Here is a 17,260-nt window from a genome sequence, read left to right on the forward strand (position 1 = left end):
TTTTGTAATATGTGAATTTTTTATTCACTACAATTATTGGAGGTCATCTACATGACACAAGGTACAGTAAAATGGTTTAACGCAGAAAAAGGTTTTGGATTTATCGAAGTTGAAGGCGGAAACGACGTATTCGCTCACTTCTCAGCAATCCAAGGCGACGGTTTCAAATCACTTGACGAAGGTCAAAAAGTGGAATTTGATATCGAAGATGGTCAACGTGGACCACAAGCAGTAAATATCGTAAAACTTTAATTCTTCGGGATTAAGTAAAAAAGAGACACCCCTTATGGGTGTCTCTTTTTGATTGCTTAGGAAACTATAAAGTTTAGACATTTAGATAACTATTTCTAGTTACGTAAGATATGGCATTTTTTATATTGTACTTAATATAGGGATAATGCGTCTTAGTCATCGTCGTCTCAAACCAAGTGAAGAGCTGTTTTGAAAATTGGTTGCTTTCACGTTAGTTTGATTGCTTTCGGAATAGAATCGATTACTTTCAGGGACCGAACTGTTGCCCCTATCCATTTTCTGGATGCGTTAATTGAATAAACTGGATAATAACCTAAATGTACAGTCATACTATTCACCGTTCTCATTTGCTAAATTGGGGTACAGATAGGCCAAGCACTTTTGTTCATTATTTTAAATAGGACCATTCACGTTGCATTTCTTTGCAGTGATGACGTTATTGGCGTAAAATTAATAAAAATATGTAGTGGAAGGAAGGAGCTTAATGATGATAAAAACAACAGTATTTGAACAATTAAAACGTGCGATGAAAGAGAAGGACGTACTAGCAAAAGGTGTACTAACCCTTTTAAAATCAGCACTGGATAGCGCGGAAAAAGAAAAAGGTTCAACCCTTTCACCAGAAGAAGAAATTGCTATTGTAAATCGCGAAGTAAAACAAACGAACCAAGCATTAGAAGGAGCTCAAAAAGCAAATCGAGCTGACTTAATCGAAAAAGAGGAAGCAAAATTAGTATTATTAAAAAGCTTCTTACCGAAACAATTAAGCGAAGAAGAAATTGCAGCAATCTTAACAGAGGCTGGAATAGCAAAAGGTATGAATATGGGCGATGCAATGAAAATCGCAAAGCCATTACTTACTGGAAAAGCAGACGGGGCGACTATGTCCAAAGTTGTGAAAGGTTTGATCTAAAAGGGAGAGTGCCTAGCGCTCTCCTTTTTATTATCTTTTTACTTGGTAATGCAGCTCGGCAAATTGATTAAAACGTCTTATGCTCTTTAAGGTAAGTTCTGTTTCCAAATCTATTTCTTTGAACAATGGAATTCCTTTTCCGATTAATACAGGAGATACTGTAATAATCATCTCATCTACTAATTTTTCCTTAATAAATGAGTGAATTAAATCTCCGCCGCCCATTACCCAGATGTTTTTACCTTCTTTGTTTTTCAATTCATTCGTAAGGTTCACTACATCTCCACTGAAGAATTTGACGTGCTCATTATCCTGGTTGACGCTTCTGGAGAAAACATAGCATTCCTTATTTTCATAAGGGAAACCTTCCAATTCCTGTTCTAGAAGCCAGTCGTATGTACGTCTGCCCATAATTACTGTATCTACTGTATCGTAGAAGTCGGAATATCCATTATCTCCTTCACCATCTACTTTAAATAACCACTCCAAAGAGTCATCCTCCGTCGCGATATACCCATCTAAACTCGTTGCAATGAACAACATGATTTTTCTTTGATTCGTCATAAGTGTCTCCTTTTGGTTAGGTTCTAAAGATTTAAGCATCAAACAGATCGTACATAAGATAAAAGAATATCTTTTAATACTCGTTGCTGTATATGTGGTTTTATATCTTCCTCTAAAAAAGAAATAGGCGATTTCAATACGATATTGTTTACGAATGTACCGTAAGTATTAATGATCGTTATGAGGGTTTCTTTGATTGCTAGATCGGTTCGAATGGATCCATCTGATTTTCCAGCTTCGATAATCGGGTTAAGGCTATTACTTATTTGTTTTTGAATCTCGATATAGTCTTCAATGTCTGGTAATGGATCTTTTGTAAAAGAAGCATAACTTTCGAAAGCTTCTCGAAATTTGGAAGAGTTACCTGGAGGAGAGTTTTGATCTTCTTCAAGCAAGTAATTTAACACATCTTCCAACCGTTCATACGCCGTTTTAGGTGAAGTTGCGATCTGTTCAAATGCAGGAAGTATTCTTTCGAGGTTTTGAATAGCAACTGCAACAATTAGTTTATCTTTTTTGGGGAAGTAGCGAAAAACGGTGGCGACTCCGACTTTTGCTTCATTGGCTACATCTTGCATTTGGACGCTATCTAACCCAAGTTCAAGAAACAAGCCTTCAGCTGCAGAAACAATTTGTTGATAACGGGAAGATTTATTTTGTTCGCGAACACTTAGTGGCATTGGATAACCTCCTTTATTTTTATTATACATTGTTTAAGTTTGCACCTGTTCATTTTTAGGAGTAAAATAAATGATAGTTAGACTATCAAATTTTAATGATGAGGTGAATGAAATGAGATTAGCAGGCAAAGTAGCTGTAGTTACAGGAGCAGGAAGCGGAATGGGAGAAGCCGAAGCACTTTTATTTGCAAGAGAGGGTGCTAGGGTTGTAGTAACAGACATCAATTTTCAAGCAACAGAAGCAGTAGTTGCAAAAATTAAAGAAAATGGTGGAGAAGCGATTGCTATCAAACATAACGTTGCTTCAAAAGAAGATTGGGAAAATGTTTACAATAAAACAATAGAAACATTCGGCAAATTAGACATTTTAGTAAACAATGCAGGAATTTCGTTGGCGAAGTCATTCATGGAACAAACAGAAGAAGACTGGGCACGAACATATGCCATCAACATTAACGGTACAATGCTTGGAATGCAATTAGCGATCCCTCTAATGGAGAAAAACGAAGGTGGTTCAATCGTGAATATTTCTTCCATCTCTGCATTAACCGGGATGGCTGGAGCAGGGGCTTACACAGCTTCTAAAGGTGCTGTCCGTTCCATTACAAAAGCAGCAGCAGTTGACTACGGTAAGCAAAACATCCGTGTAAACGCCGTATACCCTGGCTATATCGTCACACCAATGAGTGCACCACATATGGAAAGTCCCCAATACAAAGACTACTTCTTGTCACAAATTGCCCTACCGAACTTAGGAAAAGCAGAGGAAGTGGCCACAGCTGTATTGTTCTTAGCATCAGACGAAGCAAGCCATATTACGGGTATCGAGTTACCGGTAGATGGTGGCGTTACAGCGAAATAATAATATATCAAACTAATAAAGAGTTTGTGAAAGTGATCATGTCACTTTCGCAAGCTCTTTTTATTTTTAAGATATTGTAAAATAATAAATATACCTTGACCTAGTTCAATGGAACGAATAAAGTTATTCAAGTGGGTCTTTTTAATAGAAAACAAAGGAGATAGATTTAGGTGAAAATATCTATAAGGAAAAAGATGTGGATTGGATTTGGATCTGTACTTGTTTTATTGCTAATTGTAGGCCTATTAAGCTTTTACTCGGTTAACCGGATAAGTGGGGAATATAAATCATTGATAGAGGATCGAGTTGAACCAATACTACTACTGGATGAACTGACTGGCTTTCAAAAGGATATGACAACAGTAAGTCTAGCTTTGGCTTTAGGAGATACTGCAGTAGAAGGTTTAACGGATGAATTCGATAGAGGATTCCAAGAAACTGCTGGCAGAATAAATGAGATGGAATTATCGTCGGAAGGCCAAGCTTTGCTTGATCGAATAATAGAACTAGAAAATCATTACGCTTCATTGAATAAAGCTATTACTAGAGAGACGGTACCTAGCGATGATCCCGAAATTGCAAAACTTAACAGTAAATATGTAGTAGAGGAGTTAATGGCTGCTATTGCTGATATGAAAAAATATATGTTAGATGAAGTAGAAAAAACAACTGCAGAACTTGAAGTGTTAGCAAGACTAGCACTTATTTTAATAATTGTTCTAATAGTAGTAGCAATTGTTTTTGGAGTTGTTATTTCAACTCTAATAAGTCAAAGTATAGCAAAACCAGTTCGTAAAATGACCGATTCAATGAAAGAAATTTCGGAAGGCAATTTACAGATTGAACGTGTCGTGATTAAAAATAAAGATGAGATAGGTACTTTAGCTAGTACGTTCAACAAGATGTTAGAGGATTTAAGAGGAATGGTTACAAGAATGAGAGACTCCTCCGTAGAACTTGCGTCTAGTGCCGAGCAACTTTCGGCAAGCTCTGAAGAAAGCCTTGCATCTTCTCAAATGGTTGTGACATCAGCTGAACAACAAATGGTTAGTAGTGAAAAACAACTGCGCATAGTAGATAAAAACAATGATTCCATGGTAAATATGGGACATGTTGTTAACCAAATTTCTGAAAGTAATGAAGAAATGGAAATAGCGGCAAACTCTGTTGTAAAATTAGTAAATGATGGATCTGAGGTAGTAACAAAAGTATCAGATCAAATGAATACAATTGACGCAACCATAAAAGAATCCTCTGACATTATTAAAGAGATGGAACAGCATTCAAATGAAATTCAAAAAGTAACTTCACTAATCACCGAAATTTCGGAGCAAACTAATTTACTTGCGTTAAACGCAGCTATTGAAGCAGCTAGAGCCGGAGAATACGGAAAAGGCTTTGCAGTAGTAGCTGAGGAAGTACGAAAACTTGCGGAGCAATCTAAAAACTCTGCCTCTGAAATTGAATCGATGGTTGGTGTTATACAAGCCGCAGCGGGCAAAGCAGTGAAATCAATTGATATAGGTGGAGAGAAAGTGAAGGAGGGTCTAGATGCTTCCAACCAATCCCGTCAAGTATTTTTAGAAATTGAAACTGCTGTGGGAGTAGTAGGTTCTAAAATAGAATCTGTTTCCAGCGCCATAAAAGAAATACAAACCGTATCAGAATCGGTAACAACGGCTTCCAAAGAAATTCAACATCTTGTACAGCAAACAGCAGATGGAGCAAATGATACGAGTGCTGCAACTGAACAACAGCTTGCTGCAAATCAAGAAATTTCTTCCAATGCACAATCATTAGCACATCTAGCTGAAGTATTACAAACGGAAGTAAGCCACTTTAAAATCAATTGAAGACGTCCCTGTTAAAAATGCTCCCTGTGTTAGAAACAACTCAGAAAGAATTCTGAATAGTGTCTAAGATATGCTTAAACAGGGAGCGTATTTAAAGTGGAGTTCACCATGTTGGATAAAGAATCTTATAGGGTCTACGAAGATGAGGCATATAGTTTTGCTTCCGAGTTTCTTCTACCGGAAGAAGAAATAAGACAGGATTGTAAGAGCATCGTGAAAGTTTCAAATCCAGACGCTTATATCGAATTCAAGCAGAAATGGGAAGTTTCATTGCAAGCCATTGCGATGAGAATATATAAACTTGGATTAATGGAGTATCAACAGTATCGTTATTTCTGTATGTCTATCAATAAAAAAGGCTATAAAATATTAGAACCACTTGATAACGAGATTTCTATAAGTAGCCCTATGAAAGTGAAAAGCATACTACAGCTACTGTTTGAAAAAGGAATATATTCCGTATCTAATCTAATGGATGACTTGAAAGTGGATCAAGAATTTCTAACTTACTTAACAGGTATAAATTATCCAGGAAAGAAACAGTTTAGTAATGTTTCTTTCCTGGATTTTTGTTTTGTGTAAATATCAAGTGCCTACACATTTATCGAGCTATTCGTAATGGCTACAGCTTTATAGTGGAAAAAATTGGGGTAACTTGAAGGGAGTCTATTGAGAAACTAGATTTTCGGTTGTATCGAGTAGGTGAACTTAGTATGATGGTAGGAAGAACAGGGGGATATTATGCAGAAACTTCTTTTATTAGTTGGACTCATTTTAATCCTCCAAGGCTGTATGGGAATGAATGGAGGAGAGGATGAGATGATGCAGGAGCGATTATTTGAAGCAGTGGAAGGAAAAGAGTTTGATACAGTTAGAGAATTACTTGATAAAGGTGTAGATATCAATGCGCAGGATGGACAGGGTAGGACGGCAATAATGATTGCTACTTATGCAAATGACGTGGAAATGGTCAAGGTATTAACCGAGAGCAAGGCAGATGTGGATATTCAGGATGACATGCTTAATAATCCGTTTTTGTATGCGGGAGCAGAAGGGTATTTGGATATTTTAAAGCTAATGATTGCAGCTGGAGCGGATCCAACGATTACGAATCGATATGGTGGAGTTGCGCTCATCCCTGCTTCCGAGCATGGGTATGTAGAGGTAGTGGAAAAGCTATTGACGAATACAAAGACAGACGTAAATCATGTGAATAATCTAGGATGGACTGCTTTACTTGAGGCGATTATTTTAAATGACGGCTCTGAAAAACAGCAGCAAACGATTGGTTTATTAATCGAGCACGGAGCAGACGTAAATCTTGCAGATAAGGATGGCGTAACGCCGCTAGAGCATGCTAGGAAAAAGGGATTTAAGGAAATCGAAGCAATTCTGTTGGAAGCAGGAGCTAAATAATCTATGCAAGGAAACGACTGTTAAAAAGGCAGTCGTTTTTATTGTGTATAGAGGGTCAGACAAAACTTGGTACTCCCAAATATGTCATGATAATATTGTGGAATCAGTTAATCAGAAGAATTCAAAGAAAGAGGCTAAACTTATGAAGTGTAGAGTGATTGGTATGTGGGGAGGATTCCCTAAAAAGAATGGTCCTTGTTCCGGATATTTAATTCAGCATGATGGGTTTTCATTACTGATTGATTGCGGAAGTGGTGTTTTATCGGAATTACAAAATTATATAGATTTAAATGATATCAATCATGTCATTTTAACGCATTATCATTATGATCATTTTAGTGATATCGGGGCGTATTTATTTTCTAGACTGGTGAACACACACTTAGGTAGGGCGGATGAAGAATTATTTGTTTATGGACCTGAGGACGAAAATATGAAAAAGCAGGTGGAGGATGTTGCTTATTCACGTTTCACTTCTTTTAACGAAAAGAGCACGTTAGAAATCGGACCATTCATTTGTACATTTAAGCGAAATATTCATCCAGTAGAAACGTATAGTATCAAAATAGTATGTGATCATAAAAGTATTGTATTTACATCTGATACTAGCTTCACGCATGACTTAATTCCTTTTGTGTTTAATGCAGATCTTCTTATTACTGAATGCAGTTTGTATGAAGGAATGGACGGAGCAGCTTCTGGACATATGACGTCCGAACATGCAGGAGTACTCGCATATCAATCAAAAGCAAAGAAGGTGTTATTAACACATCTTCCACACTATGGGGATTTAAACGATTTAGTAATTAGTGCCAAAAAACAAGGGAACCCAAACATTGAGTTAGCAGAGCCGGGCTTGTTAATAGAAATATAAAAGCTGATAGAATGAATGCTCTTTGGAGTATTTCTTCTATCAGCTTTTTGTACTCTATGCAAAAAGCATTTCTGTTTGTATCTGGCTCAACTAAAAAATAGCTTTGTTTTACTTATAAATGCATGAATGGCTGGTGATACGTAGCGGTTTTTTAAATAAGTCAAATAGACAGTTCTATCCAGTGAAGGTGAATCAATACACTTTTTTACAAGTTTATTATCTGGTAAAACTTGTAGATAGTTTTCGGGAATTAGCGAGATGCCGATACCTTCTCGTACAAGGCTTAATGCTGTTTCAAAACGCTCTATCTCATACTTTATAGTAGGAATTAGGTCTTCCATTTCAAAAGCATTCAACACATCTTCTCTTGTTTGAAACCCCTCACTGCTAATAATAAAGGGCTCCCCTACCAGGTCCTTTAATGTTACGGTTGCATAATTCGTCAATTCATTGCTTTCATGAAGTACTAATACTAATTTTTCATTGTATAAAGCAACTGTTTCTATATCATCCTCTTGTATAAATTGGTTTGTTATGATGGCGTGTGTCTTGTAATTTCGTAAGGAATTTTTTACATCATTTCCACTTAGTACTTCGGTTAGTTTGATGCGCATAGTAGGAAAATCATCATTGTATTGAAGAATCACTTTTGGAATCCAATGCTTTACCGATTCAATCATGCCGAGCTGTATCTCACCGCTCCCGATGTTCTTCACATCATCCATCTCTTTTTTTACGATATCCATCTCCAATAAAAGACGAGATGCCTTTTTATATAAAATAGATCCAGCTTCCGTTAATTCAATATTCCTCGTATTCCGGTCAAGAATTTGGAAACCTAATTCGCTCTCTAAAATTTTTACCGCATTACTTAGTGACGGTTGGGAAATATGTAGTTTTTCTGCGGCTTTAGAAAAGCTCTTAAGATCGACAATTGTCACGAAATAATTAAGTTGTTTTAAATCCATCTATTACACCTCTACTACTTATAGTTGAAAGCTATATATTTATAGTAATTATATATTAGAATTTATAAATGGGTTAATTTATAATTGATAAAAATGTAAATTCTTTAGTTTAAGAAAGGATGAATAGACTTGCTAAAAAAAGTAAAGCAGGATATTTGGTCGGGACGGACTGATCATCTTGAAAATAGAACAAGTTTCCGGTATCACCAAATTGTTGAGTTTGAAAAAATGGAAGCGCTTAAATCTATGGGGAAAACTTGTGTAATTATTGGTTTTGAAAGTGAAGAAGGAGTTCGTAGAAACAAAGGGCAGCTAGGAGCGGCAAAAGCACCTGATGCATTACGATCGGAATTGGCAAAGCTACCATGGAAATTAGCTACTGGAAAACATCTCGCAGATATAGGGACAATTGAGTGTATTGAAAATGACTTAGAAAAAGCTCAACAGCAGCTAGGGGAAGTAGTAAATAGTGTGCTAAGTAAAAAAATGATCCCAATTATTCTTGGGGGCGGACATGAAACCGCTTACGGACATTATCTTGGAGTTCGAGAAAATATTGGGAAGGATGCGAAGCTAGGAATTATCAATATTGACGCACACTTTGATTTGCGAAGATACGATGAACGGACTTCTTCGGGGACTATGTTCAAACAAATACTTGAACAAGATGAAAACAGTAGTTATTTTGTTCTTGGTATCCAGCGTTACGGAAATACGCAAGAATTATTCGACAGGGCAGATGAACTAGATGTCCATTATATTTTAGAAGAGGATATGCACTATGATCAGATGGCCCAAGTGAAAATAGAGATAGAGAAGTATATCCAAAAACATGATTGCATCATGCTAACACTATGTACGGATGTATTAAATGCTGCATTTGCACCCGGTGTAAGTGCTCCATCGCCGTTTGGTTTGGATCCCTCTATTGTTCGTGCAATTATCAAGACGGTAACTTCCCATGAAAAAGTGTTGTCTTTTGATATTTCAGAAGTAAATCCTATTATGGATGAAAATAATCGGACTGTAAAACTTGGAGCATATTTGACAAATGAAGCAATTACATCATTTTTAGGAGGAAGAAAGAATGACACTAGCACTTGACCAAACGACAACAATCTTTCTTTCCATCGCACTATTGGTTTTAGGTACGTACCTAGTAAAGAAGGTTGGATTCTTAAATAAGTTCTGTATACCAGCTCCCGTGGTAGGGGGATTATTATTTGCATTCCTCGCTACAATAGCCAAATCATTTGGTTTGTTTGAAATTACATTAGACACATCTTTACAAGGATTGTTCATGCTTACCTTTTTTACTACGGTTGGCTTGGGAGCAAGTTTTAAGCTTGTAAAATTGGGCGGCAAGTTACTCGTCATTTACTGGCTAGCTTGTGGATTTTTAGCGCTTGCACAAAACACAATCGGTGTGTCTATGGCATATTTATTTGACCTTCATCCTTTAATCGGAATGATGGCTGGAGCTGTCTCCATGGAAGGTGGACACGGTGCAGCAACTGCATTCGGACAAACTGTTGAAGATTTGGGTATTAATTCGGCAATGTCTATCGGTGTAGCAGCGGCTACCTTTGGACTTGTTGCAGGGGGACTTATTGGAGGACCGATTGTTAAATATCTTGTTACCAAGTATGATTTGAAATCAACGGAAACGGATGAAGTTACAGAAGTTGACCTTGAAGAGAAAGGCAAAACAATTAATACGAATACCTTTTTCACTCAACTATTCCTCATAACTTTCTGTATGGCTCTTGGAACTTACTTAGGAGGTTTGTTCTCCTCTGCAACAGGATTTGTTCTTCCGGGATACGTTGGGGCTATGTTTGTAGCAGTGATCGTGAGAAATATTGTAGATAAGTTTAATCCTAAAACAGTAGACATGAAAAGCATCGGCTTAGTAGGTGATATTTCTTTAGGGATTTTCTTATCCATGGCACTAATGAGCATTAAACTTTGGGAAATAGCGGACTTGGCGCTTCCATTAATCGCAATTGTCATCGTCCAAGTTATTTTTATCGTACTTTTCGGCATCTTTGTTTTGTTCCGTCTATTAGGAAAAAATTACGATGCTGCTGTTATGGTAGCTGGTTTMACTGGGCATGGTTTAGGTGCAACACCTAATGCCATGGCGAATATGGCTGCTGTAACAGAAAGATTCGGACCATCGAAAAAAGCATATCTAGTAGTACCAATTGTTGGAGCATTCCTCATAGATGTGTTTGCAATGCCTATTATTATTACGACAATTAACTTATTCCAATAAACGATAATAACTCCCTTGTTCATGTTGTTGAACAAGGGAGTTATTATTGTCCCTATGTACGATACTTAAATGAATGTTATTTGGAGTACTTGTTTTACTTGAAGGCACAAAACTAGCTATTCGTTACAACCCCTGCTTGAATTTTTCCGTTTCTCAAGAAAAATGTTAGAAACGAATATTTTAGGGAAAAGTAATGTTGAAAAGAACATTAGGGAGGTGAATAGGATGAAAAAAGAATCAAATCACGAAAAGGAATCCTCCAATCCAAAAGATCAAACAGTTGAACAAGGAAAGGCCAATGAGTTAAGTGACAAACAGAAAGAAGAGCTACAGGTGAAAGATGGTCAAAATAATCACCACGTGGATGAACGCGGTGGAAATTAAGTTTAGAGAGTTAAATGATGAAAACCGTGAAACCATGTGGAGTTACGGTTTTTTCATTTCTGAGCTGGTTATATAAAAAAACTTTTAGGAGTACATGCCTGACCTCAACTAAGCTTTTACATAATATTGATAGATAATGGATACTATAGTTGTAAGAAAAAAGGGGTGATACTTATGGCAATGTGTCCTTTATGTAACTCATTAAAAGAGTTAGATATTTCTTGCCCAAAATGTAATACTCGGTTAGATGACTCAGGAAAGGTATCCGATTATTTAGATCCTTATGGACATTATAATGATGAAGAGACGGCGAAAATGGGTGATGGTTATCTAAATACAGCTAAAAATAGGATTTGTCCTCATTTAATGGTTTGTAATAATTGTGGATATGATGAGGTGAAATTCATACAAGAGGAATAGATTATTTAAAGGTAACACCAGCAAAATGATGGTTGCCTTTTTAAGCTAAACTTTTGTATAATTGCCATTTTATTCCTCACCCATTTTCCCTCAAATGTTATTTTCCTATCGCCACTTCATACATCTTCGTTAAAGCCTCATAGCGTGCCGCATCAAAATCCTTCTGACTGCGCATAAATTTTTCTTTTAGATTAAAATAACATATCTCGAAATATTCCTCGTTATGATGATGAACGAATGGGTGGGTTACCTTCTCAAAAGGTCCATCTGCGAAATAACGTTCCATTTTATCTAGCGTGCGAATATTAATATTGCGTGCACGCATTTCATGCATAACAAGTTGTGTATAGGAAAACAAATCATCTTTAGAGTAGTCATAAATATAGTTAATCAAAATATGACGGTCTTCCTTTGCAAAAATACTATTTAACTCACGCCACTGTGCCAGCAGCTGGGATTTTGGCAAATTGCTTAGTAAACTATGGTGCCATAAACGCAAAAAATCATCTCCTGTTCAACTTATTATGCGGCAAGGATAAGAAAAAAATCCACTATCTTTTCGTAAAAACATCTAGTCTTGATTTAAGTCAATGAATGATCCTAACCCTCCTATTACAATAAAATTAAAACAATAATAGGGGGTTATTTTATTATTAGCTCACAAATAAGTTTGAGAAAAGCAGCTATTACTTCTGGCATCTCGCTTATTATAATGGCCATTGCTGCAGGTTTTGCTTATGGATATGTACATGGCAGCCTAGTCGTAACAGGTGATATAAGCACAACCTATCATAATATCGCATCATCTATTTCGCTTTTTAAAGCCGAAATAATAGGTTGGGTTGTTATTATAATCTTGGACATAATTGTCGCTTGGTCATTTTATATCTTTCTAAAACCGGTTAATCAAGAGTTAGCACTACTTGCTTCTTGGCTTCGGCTTACTTATGCAGCGATATTGGGAATTGCTGTTTTAAATTTGGTTTTTGTTTTACTGCTTTCGACTAATGCAGACTTTTTGCCGCTATTTACAATGGATCATCTTCAAGCAAATATTACTTTGTATTTGGAAGCATTTGAAATGATTTGGTCTATTGGTTTAATCGTTTTTGGAATGCATTTACTAGTTGTGGGCTGGATTGCTTTTCAATCTAAAAGTATTCCTAAAATTATATCTATCTTATTAGTACTTGCTGCCATAGGCTATATTGGGATACATCTAGGAATAACATTGCTTATCGAACAATCTATCATTTCAACAATAGAACTTATTTTTACTATACCGATGATTGCAGGTGAGTTAGGTTTTGGAATATGGTTGCTATTAAAAGGTGGAAAAGCCACAATGAAGTCGTGACTCCCGCTTACTTATAATCTATTTTTACACGTTTCTTTATTCTGCTTAATGACTCCGGAGTAATTCCTAGATAGCTTGCCAATTGATGTTGCGGTACACTATCAATTAGTTGAGGTCGTTTCAATAATAGCGTTTTAAAACGTTCTTCAGGGGTAGAGGCGATAAATGTAGCGAATTCATCTTGTACTTTACCGAAGTTTTCTTCTATCATTTTTCGTGTCATTACTTCCAATTGCGTGTATTTGCTATACATGTCCTGTTCAATATCTAAATCGCCTATAACCAATAACGAGTCTTCTAGACACGCAAAAGTGTATTCAGATGATTTATCTATTTTATGATTATTGAAAACCGCTATTGCCTGCTCTTCTGTGTAAAAGTTGGACGTGGATTCTTTTCCTTTTTCATTAATCGAATATTGTCTTATACATCCCTTTAACACAAAATAGCATTTAGTAGGAACATCTCCTTGTCCAAGAAGGATTGTTCCTTTTTTATATTCCTCGATCTGTATTTCATTTGCGATGGCTTGTTGTTGTTCCTCGGTAAGAGAAGTGAGCTTAGACATATACTTAAACAATATACTTTTCATATTGTTCTCCTTTCATCTGAGACGCTTTCTTTTTATCATACTACAAGGGACAAAGGAGAATTACATTCATTTTCAATGAAACAAATATAGGTTACATACGAATAGAAACTAATGGCACTAAAGGAGGTCTATCGATGTTTAGAAAAATTATTCGCATTGCTTGTCTCAGGCTGTAGCAAGAGTGAAGAAGCAGAGGCTACAAAGCAAGTCGAGGAGACTGCGGAGCCTGGATTGTTCGCGCTGGACTATACATTAGATTATGAAACTTCTATTTGGCCCCAGGACGCAAGGGAGCTAAGCGCAGATGAAAAGAAAGAGTTAGAAAGCGTGATAACAGCAGCTGGTGATACCGATATAATGTTCCAAGCTTTATGTTATTACTTTGGGAGTAAAGTAGGATAACGAAAATCGCAAAGTGTAGCATAGGGATTTTTAAGATGGCAGATTGTTGGAAGATTACGGCTTACTTCTGTAGTATTTGTATTGTATTCATTTGTCCTCATAAAGAAGGATGAGAAAAGGAGTTAAAACAATGAAGCAAAAACACGAAAAAATCTTTCAAGAATTTACGTTTCCATCAGGAGTAGAAGTGAAAAATAGAATAATGGTCGCACCAATGACCAACTATTCCTCTGAAGAAAGTGGGGAAGTTTCTGACAGAGAGTTAGCTTATTATAAAGAGCGTTCTGGTGGTGTAGGAATATTTATTACTGCCTGTGCTTATGTGATTAAGGGTGGTAAAGGATTCCCGGGACAATTCAGTATAGATGATGATAAATTCCTTCCAGGATTGAAAAAACTAGCGCAGACAATTCAGTCGAATGGGACAAAAGCGGTTATCCAAATTTATCATGGAGGCAGACAGTCGCCGCCACAATTACTGCCAGATAGCCAACCTGTTTCAGCAAGTGCTATTGCTGCGGCAAATGAAGGTGCAACAGTTCCGAGAGAGATGACAGAAGATGAAATAAATCAGACAATCCACGCTTTTGGTGAGGCTACTAGAAGAGCTATAGAAGCAGGCTTTGATGGAGTAGAAATTCACGGGGCTAATACTTATTTATTACAGCAATTTTTCTCGCCCCATTCCAATAGAAGAGACGACCAATGGGGTGGATCTTTGGAGAAAAGGATGAAGTTTCCTTTAGCGATCGTAGATTCTGTCCAAAAAGCAGTAAAAGAATTTGCGAAAGCTCCATTTAACGTTGGCTATCGAATATCTCCCGAAGAAGGCAGTAATCCAGGGATTCAATTGGAAGATACAATGCAATTTGTCGATAAGCTGGCAGATCAAGGATTAGATTATTTGCATGTGTCTGTTAATCATTTTTGGAATGGCTCCTTCCGAGAAAAAGATAAAACACAGTCAAGAATTATTAAGATACATGAATTAATAGGGGATCGTGTTCCCGTTATTGGGGTAGGTTCATTGCATACACCAGATGAAGTGGTAGAGGCACTTGAAACAGGTGTGCCGTTCATTGCACTTGGCCGTGAATTACTAATGGAACCGAAGTGGATGGAAAAAGTCCGAGCAGGTGAGGAAGATAAAATTCGAACAACTCTTTCTAAGTCCGCTCAGGAAGAATTAGTTATTCCTGACCCATTATGGGACAGACTGATGAATGTAAAAGGTTGGTTACCTGTAGAAGATTAACAAGAGCCGAGAGAAGTGATCATCACTTCTCTTGGTTCTTTTAGGTACAAAATTTCAGTAATCCACTATATCCCAAAATTGAGTAGCTACTTTTGAAGTAGGTGCATCTTTTAGTTTTAAGATGACAGGCTCCACATTATGATTAAACTGTTTTAAATCGTAAAACGTTAAATTTTCTAAAAAGGTTGATGCATAATCCATGCTTGGGATGATGGATACTCCTAAACCTTTACTGACTAGTGATGCTACCATGGATATATCCTTACACTCTATGATAATATTTGGTTCTATTTGATGTTCTTCAAACGCTCTACGTATATCTCCATGAAAAGAATGTCCCTCCATTGCTCCTAACAGTATAAATGGTAAGTGGGCAATTTGTTTAACTGTCACGTGAGCGTGTGAAAAATATGTTGACCAGCTAATTGGGACAATTACAACATATGGTTGTTTTTTTAATATTTTCATTTCATATTGTTCGCTATTAGTAAGGCGTAATAGAAATGCCAAATCTATTTCTCTTTGGTCGAGTCGTTTTAATAATTCCTCTGAGTTACCGTTCATAATACTCATTTTGACCTTTGGAAATTGTGCTCTATACATGCTAATATAGTCGATCAGCATGTTCGAGCATGCGGAAGAAACACCAATACGTACAGTTCCAGCTTTACCTTGTTCTACTTCTTGAATCCTTTGCTTCACATCCTTCATCTGTAAAAGCATTTGCTCCGCGTATTGATATAATAGTTTCCCTGTTTCCGTCAGTTCCCATTTTTTACGATACCGATGGATTAAAGTAGTGCCAAGCTCCGTTTCTAGTTTTTTTAAGAGCTGACTAAGTGGTGGCTGCGCGATATGAAGTGCTTCTGCAGCTTTAGAAATACTAGACTGTTTCACAATTTCTTTAAAGTAATGTAATTGTCGAATATCCATTGATACACCTCTATTATATGTTTTTTCATATGAATAGTTTATCATATATATATTTTTCATATCTTGAATGCGATGATATGATTAGTAGGAGATTAAAAAAGGAAGCGAAGTTATTTATGAATCATAAGAAAGTTACAATGAAGCGCCTTATCTTGTACGTGGGTGGCTTATTTTTTTTGACGCTTGGTGTTAGTTTATCGATTCAAGCAGGACTTGGTGTATCTCCTGTATCTTCTCTGGCATATGCACTCGTGTTAACATCAGGATTATCTATCGGTATCACCACTGTCCTTGCAAATATTCTATTTATCGTTATTCAAATCATTTTAAACAGACGAATTGATATAAAAGATTTTATACTTCAACTAGTTGTTTCGATCTTATTTGGTTTCTTTATGGATGCAACTTTATTTTTAGTACAATTGCTGCCAGCACCCGAATCTATAGTATTACGTTATGTATATTTATTTATTAGTTTATTTGTCGTATCGGCTGGATTGATTGGTTATTTCACTGCAAAACTTCCACTAATGCCTTATGATGCATTAACGTATGTTGTAAGTGAACGATTTAAACTTAAATTTAGTAAAGCAAAAATTACGGGCGACTTACTAAATGTTTTTGTCGCAGCCACACTTTGTTTAGTTTTCATTCATTCTTTTGGGTCAATTGGAATTGGAACACTAATAGCGGCTTATTTTATCGGGAAAATCTTAGGGTGGATGTTATTCCACTATCAAAAACCCCTACAACAATGGGTATATCAAAGTGACAAAGTGATTCTTAAATTGGAAAAGAAAATTTAATCGACTTATATTTTACCAATTTGTATATGTTGGCATCACCTCCTGGACTAATTGTCTTCTGGTCATTTTATATTTTTCTAAAGCTGATTAATCGGGAGTTAGCACTACTTGCTTCTTGGCTTCGGGCGATATTGAGAACTGATGCTAGTAAGCTGTGTAAGTAACAAATTAGGCGCTATTTAAGGATGTTTTCAAGTTGACAATCTATCCGAAAATGCTCACTTTATTAGAAACTTTCATGTTTGTTTGCTTCAGAGGGAAATATATTGTTGGACAAATATTTAAAATTGTTGTATATTTAGAACAATAATTAAATTGCTTAACAGAAACAATGAATTCACATATTACAAAAAGTAATCGTGATTATTCGGTACTTTTTGTAATATGTGAATTTTTTATTCACTACAATTATTGGAGGTCATCTACATGACACAAGGTACAGTAAAATGGT

The 17,260-nt window shown here is 36.4% G+C and carries 21 protein-coding genes; 15 read left to right on the forward strand and 6 right to left on the reverse strand.

The features are described 5' to 3' along the window. Positions 1-51 precede the first annotated feature (51 nt). Entirely contained in the window at positions 52-252 is a 201-nt protein-coding gene (locus tag AC1DFT_RS19970; RefSeq protein WP_093273989.1) for a cold-shock protein, read from the forward strand. 487 nt (positions 253-739) lie between these two features. Continuing rightward, a complete protein-coding gene (locus AC1DFT_RS19975) occupies positions 740-1,165 on the forward strand; it encodes a GatB/YqeY domain-containing protein (RefSeq protein WP_478161328.1) in 426 nt (141 codons plus the stop codon). Between the two features lie 30 nt (positions 1,166-1,195). On the opposite strand, the gene AC1DFT_RS19980 is transcribed toward AC1DFT_RS19975, so the two are convergent. Together AC1DFT_RS19980 and AC1DFT_RS19985 are read right to left on the reverse strand one after the other, a co-directional pair. After that, positions 1,196-1,729 carry a dihydrofolate reductase family protein gene (locus AC1DFT_RS19980; protein ID WP_478161297.1) on the reverse strand — a complete coding sequence of 178 codons (534 nt, stop codon included), beginning with the start codon at positions 1,727-1,729 and terminating at the stop codon, positions 1,196-1,198. Between the two features lie 38 nt (positions 1,730-1,767). Then, on the reverse strand, positions 1,768-2,409 hold the full coding sequence (locus AC1DFT_RS19985) for a TetR/AcrR family transcriptional regulator (protein ID WP_478161299.1): 642 nt from the start codon (positions 2,407-2,409) through the stop codon (positions 1,768-1,770). Between the two features lie 112 nt (positions 2,410-2,521). Between AC1DFT_RS19985 and AC1DFT_RS19990 the strand changes: the two genes are divergently transcribed. From AC1DFT_RS19990 to AC1DFT_RS20010, 5 genes are all read left to right on the forward strand, one after another. Further along, positions 2,522-3,271 carry an SDR family NAD(P)-dependent oxidoreductase gene (locus tag AC1DFT_RS19990; protein WP_478161330.1) on the forward strand — a complete coding sequence of 250 codons (750 nt, stop codon included), beginning with the start codon at positions 2,522-2,524 and terminating at the stop codon, positions 3,269-3,271. Positions 3,272-3,441: 170 nt separating this feature from the next. Beyond that, complete coding sequence (locus AC1DFT_RS19995) at positions 3,442-5,124, forward strand: methyl-accepting chemotaxis protein (RefSeq protein WP_478161301.1); 1,683 nt, start codon at positions 3,442-3,444, stop codon at positions 5,122-5,124. Positions 5,125-5,235: 111 nt separating this feature from the next. Next, positions 5,236-5,706 carry an ImmA/IrrE family metallo-endopeptidase gene (locus tag AC1DFT_RS20000; RefSeq protein ID WP_478161303.1) on the forward strand — a complete coding sequence of 157 codons (471 nt, stop codon included), beginning with the start codon at positions 5,236-5,238 and terminating at the stop codon, positions 5,704-5,706. Positions 5,707-5,862: 156 nt separating this feature from the next. Continuing rightward, positions 5,863-6,540, forward strand: coding sequence for an ankyrin repeat domain-containing protein (locus AC1DFT_RS20005; RefSeq protein ID WP_478161332.1), 678 nt, complete (start codon positions 5,863-5,865; stop codon positions 6,538-6,540). Between the two features lie 142 nt (positions 6,541-6,682). Further along, entirely contained in the window at positions 6,683-7,414 is a 732-nt protein-coding gene (locus AC1DFT_RS20010) for an MBL fold metallo-hydrolase (protein ID WP_478161305.1), read from the forward strand. An 86-nt stretch (positions 7,415-7,500) separates the two neighbouring features. Here the strand turns inward: AC1DFT_RS20010 and AC1DFT_RS20015 are convergent, their stop codons facing one another. Then, positions 7,501-8,382 (reverse strand): LysR family transcriptional regulator, encoded by an 882-nt coding sequence (locus AC1DFT_RS20015; protein WP_478161307.1) that lies wholly within the window; start codon positions 8,380-8,382, stop codon positions 7,501-7,503. Between the two features lie 129 nt (positions 8,383-8,511). On the opposite strand from AC1DFT_RS20015, the gene hutG reads away from it, so the two are divergent. From hutG to AC1DFT_RS20035, 4 genes are all read left to right on the forward strand, one after another. Then, complete coding sequence (hutG, locus tag AC1DFT_RS20020) at positions 8,512-9,486, forward strand: formimidoylglutamase (RefSeq protein WP_478161309.1); 975 nt, start codon at positions 8,512-8,514, stop codon at positions 9,484-9,486. Further along, positions 9,470-10,660 carry a sodium/glutamate symporter gene (gene gltS, locus AC1DFT_RS20025; protein WP_478161311.1) on the forward strand — a complete coding sequence of 397 codons (1,191 nt, stop codon included), beginning with the start codon at positions 9,470-9,472 and terminating at the stop codon, positions 10,658-10,660. The genes hutG and gltS overlap by 17 nt, the downstream gene beginning before the upstream one ends. 225 nt (positions 10,661-10,885) lie before the next feature. Next, positions 10,886-11,044, forward strand: coding sequence for a hypothetical protein (locus AC1DFT_RS20030; protein WP_478161313.1), 159 nt, complete (start codon positions 10,886-10,888; stop codon positions 11,042-11,044). Between the two features lie 174 nt (positions 11,045-11,218). Then, positions 11,219-11,464: a hypothetical protein gene (locus AC1DFT_RS20035; RefSeq protein WP_478161315.1), complete on the forward strand. Its 246-nt coding sequence runs from the start codon at positions 11,219-11,221 to the stop codon at positions 11,462-11,464. Positions 11,465-11,561: 97 nt separating this feature from the next. On the opposite strand, the gene AC1DFT_RS20040 is transcribed toward AC1DFT_RS20035, so the two are convergent. Continuing rightward, positions 11,562-11,963 carry a pyrimidine dimer DNA glycosylase/endonuclease V gene (locus AC1DFT_RS20040; RefSeq protein ID WP_478161317.1) on the reverse strand — a complete coding sequence of 134 codons (402 nt, stop codon included), beginning with the start codon at positions 11,961-11,963 and terminating at the stop codon, positions 11,562-11,564. 165 nt (positions 11,964-12,128) lie between these two features. Between AC1DFT_RS20040 and AC1DFT_RS20045 the strand changes: the two genes are divergently transcribed. Beyond that, a complete protein-coding gene (locus AC1DFT_RS20045; RefSeq protein WP_478161334.1) occupies positions 12,129-12,821 on the forward strand; it encodes a DUF4386 domain-containing protein in 693 nt (230 codons plus the stop codon). A gap of 7 nt (positions 12,822-12,828) precedes the next feature. Here AC1DFT_RS20045 and AC1DFT_RS20050 read toward each other — a convergent pair whose 3' ends face one another. Further along, complete coding sequence (locus tag AC1DFT_RS20050; protein WP_478161319.1) at positions 12,829-13,413, reverse strand: Crp/Fnr family transcriptional regulator; 585 nt, start codon at positions 13,411-13,413, stop codon at positions 12,829-12,831. A gap of 111 nt (positions 13,414-13,524) precedes the next feature. Between AC1DFT_RS20050 and AC1DFT_RS20055 the strand changes: the two genes are divergently transcribed. Beyond that, positions 13,525-13,815, forward strand: coding sequence for a hypothetical protein (locus AC1DFT_RS20055; RefSeq protein WP_478161320.1), 291 nt, complete (start codon positions 13,525-13,527; stop codon positions 13,813-13,815). A 130-nt stretch (positions 13,816-13,945) separates the two neighbouring features. After that, complete coding sequence (locus tag AC1DFT_RS20060) at positions 13,946-15,070, forward strand: NADH-dependent flavin oxidoreductase (protein WP_478161322.1); 1,125 nt, start codon at positions 13,946-13,948, stop codon at positions 15,068-15,070. Positions 15,071-15,124: 54 nt separating this feature from the next. On the opposite strand, the gene AC1DFT_RS20065 is transcribed toward AC1DFT_RS20060, so the two are convergent. Continuing rightward, entirely contained in the window at positions 15,125-16,003 is an 879-nt protein-coding gene (locus tag AC1DFT_RS20065; RefSeq protein WP_478161324.1) for a LysR family transcriptional regulator, read from the reverse strand. Positions 16,004-16,119: 116 nt separating this feature from the next. On the opposite strand from AC1DFT_RS20065, the gene AC1DFT_RS20070 reads away from it, so the two are divergent. Then, positions 16,120-16,809 carry a YczE/YyaS/YitT family protein gene (locus AC1DFT_RS20070; protein WP_478161326.1) on the forward strand — a complete coding sequence of 230 codons (690 nt, stop codon included), beginning with the start codon at positions 16,120-16,122 and terminating at the stop codon, positions 16,807-16,809. The last annotated feature ends 451 nt before the right edge of the window (positions 16,810-17,260 follow it).

Source organism: Psychrobacillus sp. 05T411, assembly GCF_056396485.1.

What these genes read in the sequence shown, in the direction of transcription:
- AC1DFT_RS20070 (WP_478161326.1), top strand. Translation starts at nt 16,120, where the DNA reads ATGAATCATAAGAAAGTTACAATGAAGCGCCTTATCTTGTACGTGGGT.
- AC1DFT_RS19970 (WP_093273989.1), top strand. Translation starts at nt 52, where the DNA reads ATGACACAAGGTACAGTAAAATGGTTTAACGCAGAAAAAGGTTTTGGA.
- AC1DFT_RS20035 (WP_478161315.1), top strand. Translation starts at nt 11,219, where the DNA reads ATGGCAATGTGTCCTTTATGTAACTCATTAAAAGAGTTAGATATTTCT.
- AC1DFT_RS19975 (WP_478161328.1), top strand. Translation starts at nt 740, where the DNA reads ATGATAAAAACAACAGTATTTGAACAATTAAAACGTGCGATGAAAGAG.
- AC1DFT_RS20015 (WP_478161307.1), bottom strand. Translation starts at nt 8,382, where the DNA reads ATGGATTTAAAACAACTTAATTATTTCGTGACAATTGTCGATCTTAAG.
- AC1DFT_RS20050 (WP_478161319.1), bottom strand. Translation starts at nt 13,413, where the DNA reads ATGAAAAGTATATTGTTTAAGTATATGTCTAAGCTCACTTCTCTTACC.
- AC1DFT_RS19980 (WP_478161297.1), bottom strand. Translation starts at nt 1,729, where the DNA reads ATGACGAATCAAAGAAAAATCATGTTGTTCATTGCAACGAGTTTAGAT.
- AC1DFT_RS20030 (WP_478161313.1), top strand. Translation starts at nt 10,886, where the DNA reads ATGAAAAAAGAATCAAATCACGAAAAGGAATCCTCCAATCCAAAAGAT.
- AC1DFT_RS19990 (WP_478161330.1), top strand. Translation starts at nt 2,522, where the DNA reads ATGAGATTAGCAGGCAAAGTAGCTGTAGTTACAGGAGCAGGAAGCGGA.
- AC1DFT_RS20065 (WP_478161324.1), bottom strand. Translation starts at nt 16,003, where the DNA reads ATGGATATTCGACAATTACATTACTTTAAAGAAATTGTGAAACAGTCT.
- AC1DFT_RS20055 (WP_478161320.1), top strand. Translation starts at nt 13,525, where the DNA reads ATGGCACTAAAGGAGGTCTATCGATGTTTAGAAAAATTATTCGCATTG.
- AC1DFT_RS19985 (WP_478161299.1), bottom strand. Translation starts at nt 2,409, where the DNA reads ATGCCACTAAGTGTTCGCGAACAAAATAAATCTTCCCGTTATCAACAA.
- AC1DFT_RS20060 (WP_478161322.1), top strand. Translation starts at nt 13,946, where the DNA reads ATGAAGCAAAAACACGAAAAAATCTTTCAAGAATTTACGTTTCCATCA.
- AC1DFT_RS20010 (WP_478161305.1), top strand. Translation starts at nt 6,683, where the DNA reads ATGAAGTGTAGAGTGATTGGTATGTGGGGAGGATTCCCTAAAAAGAAT.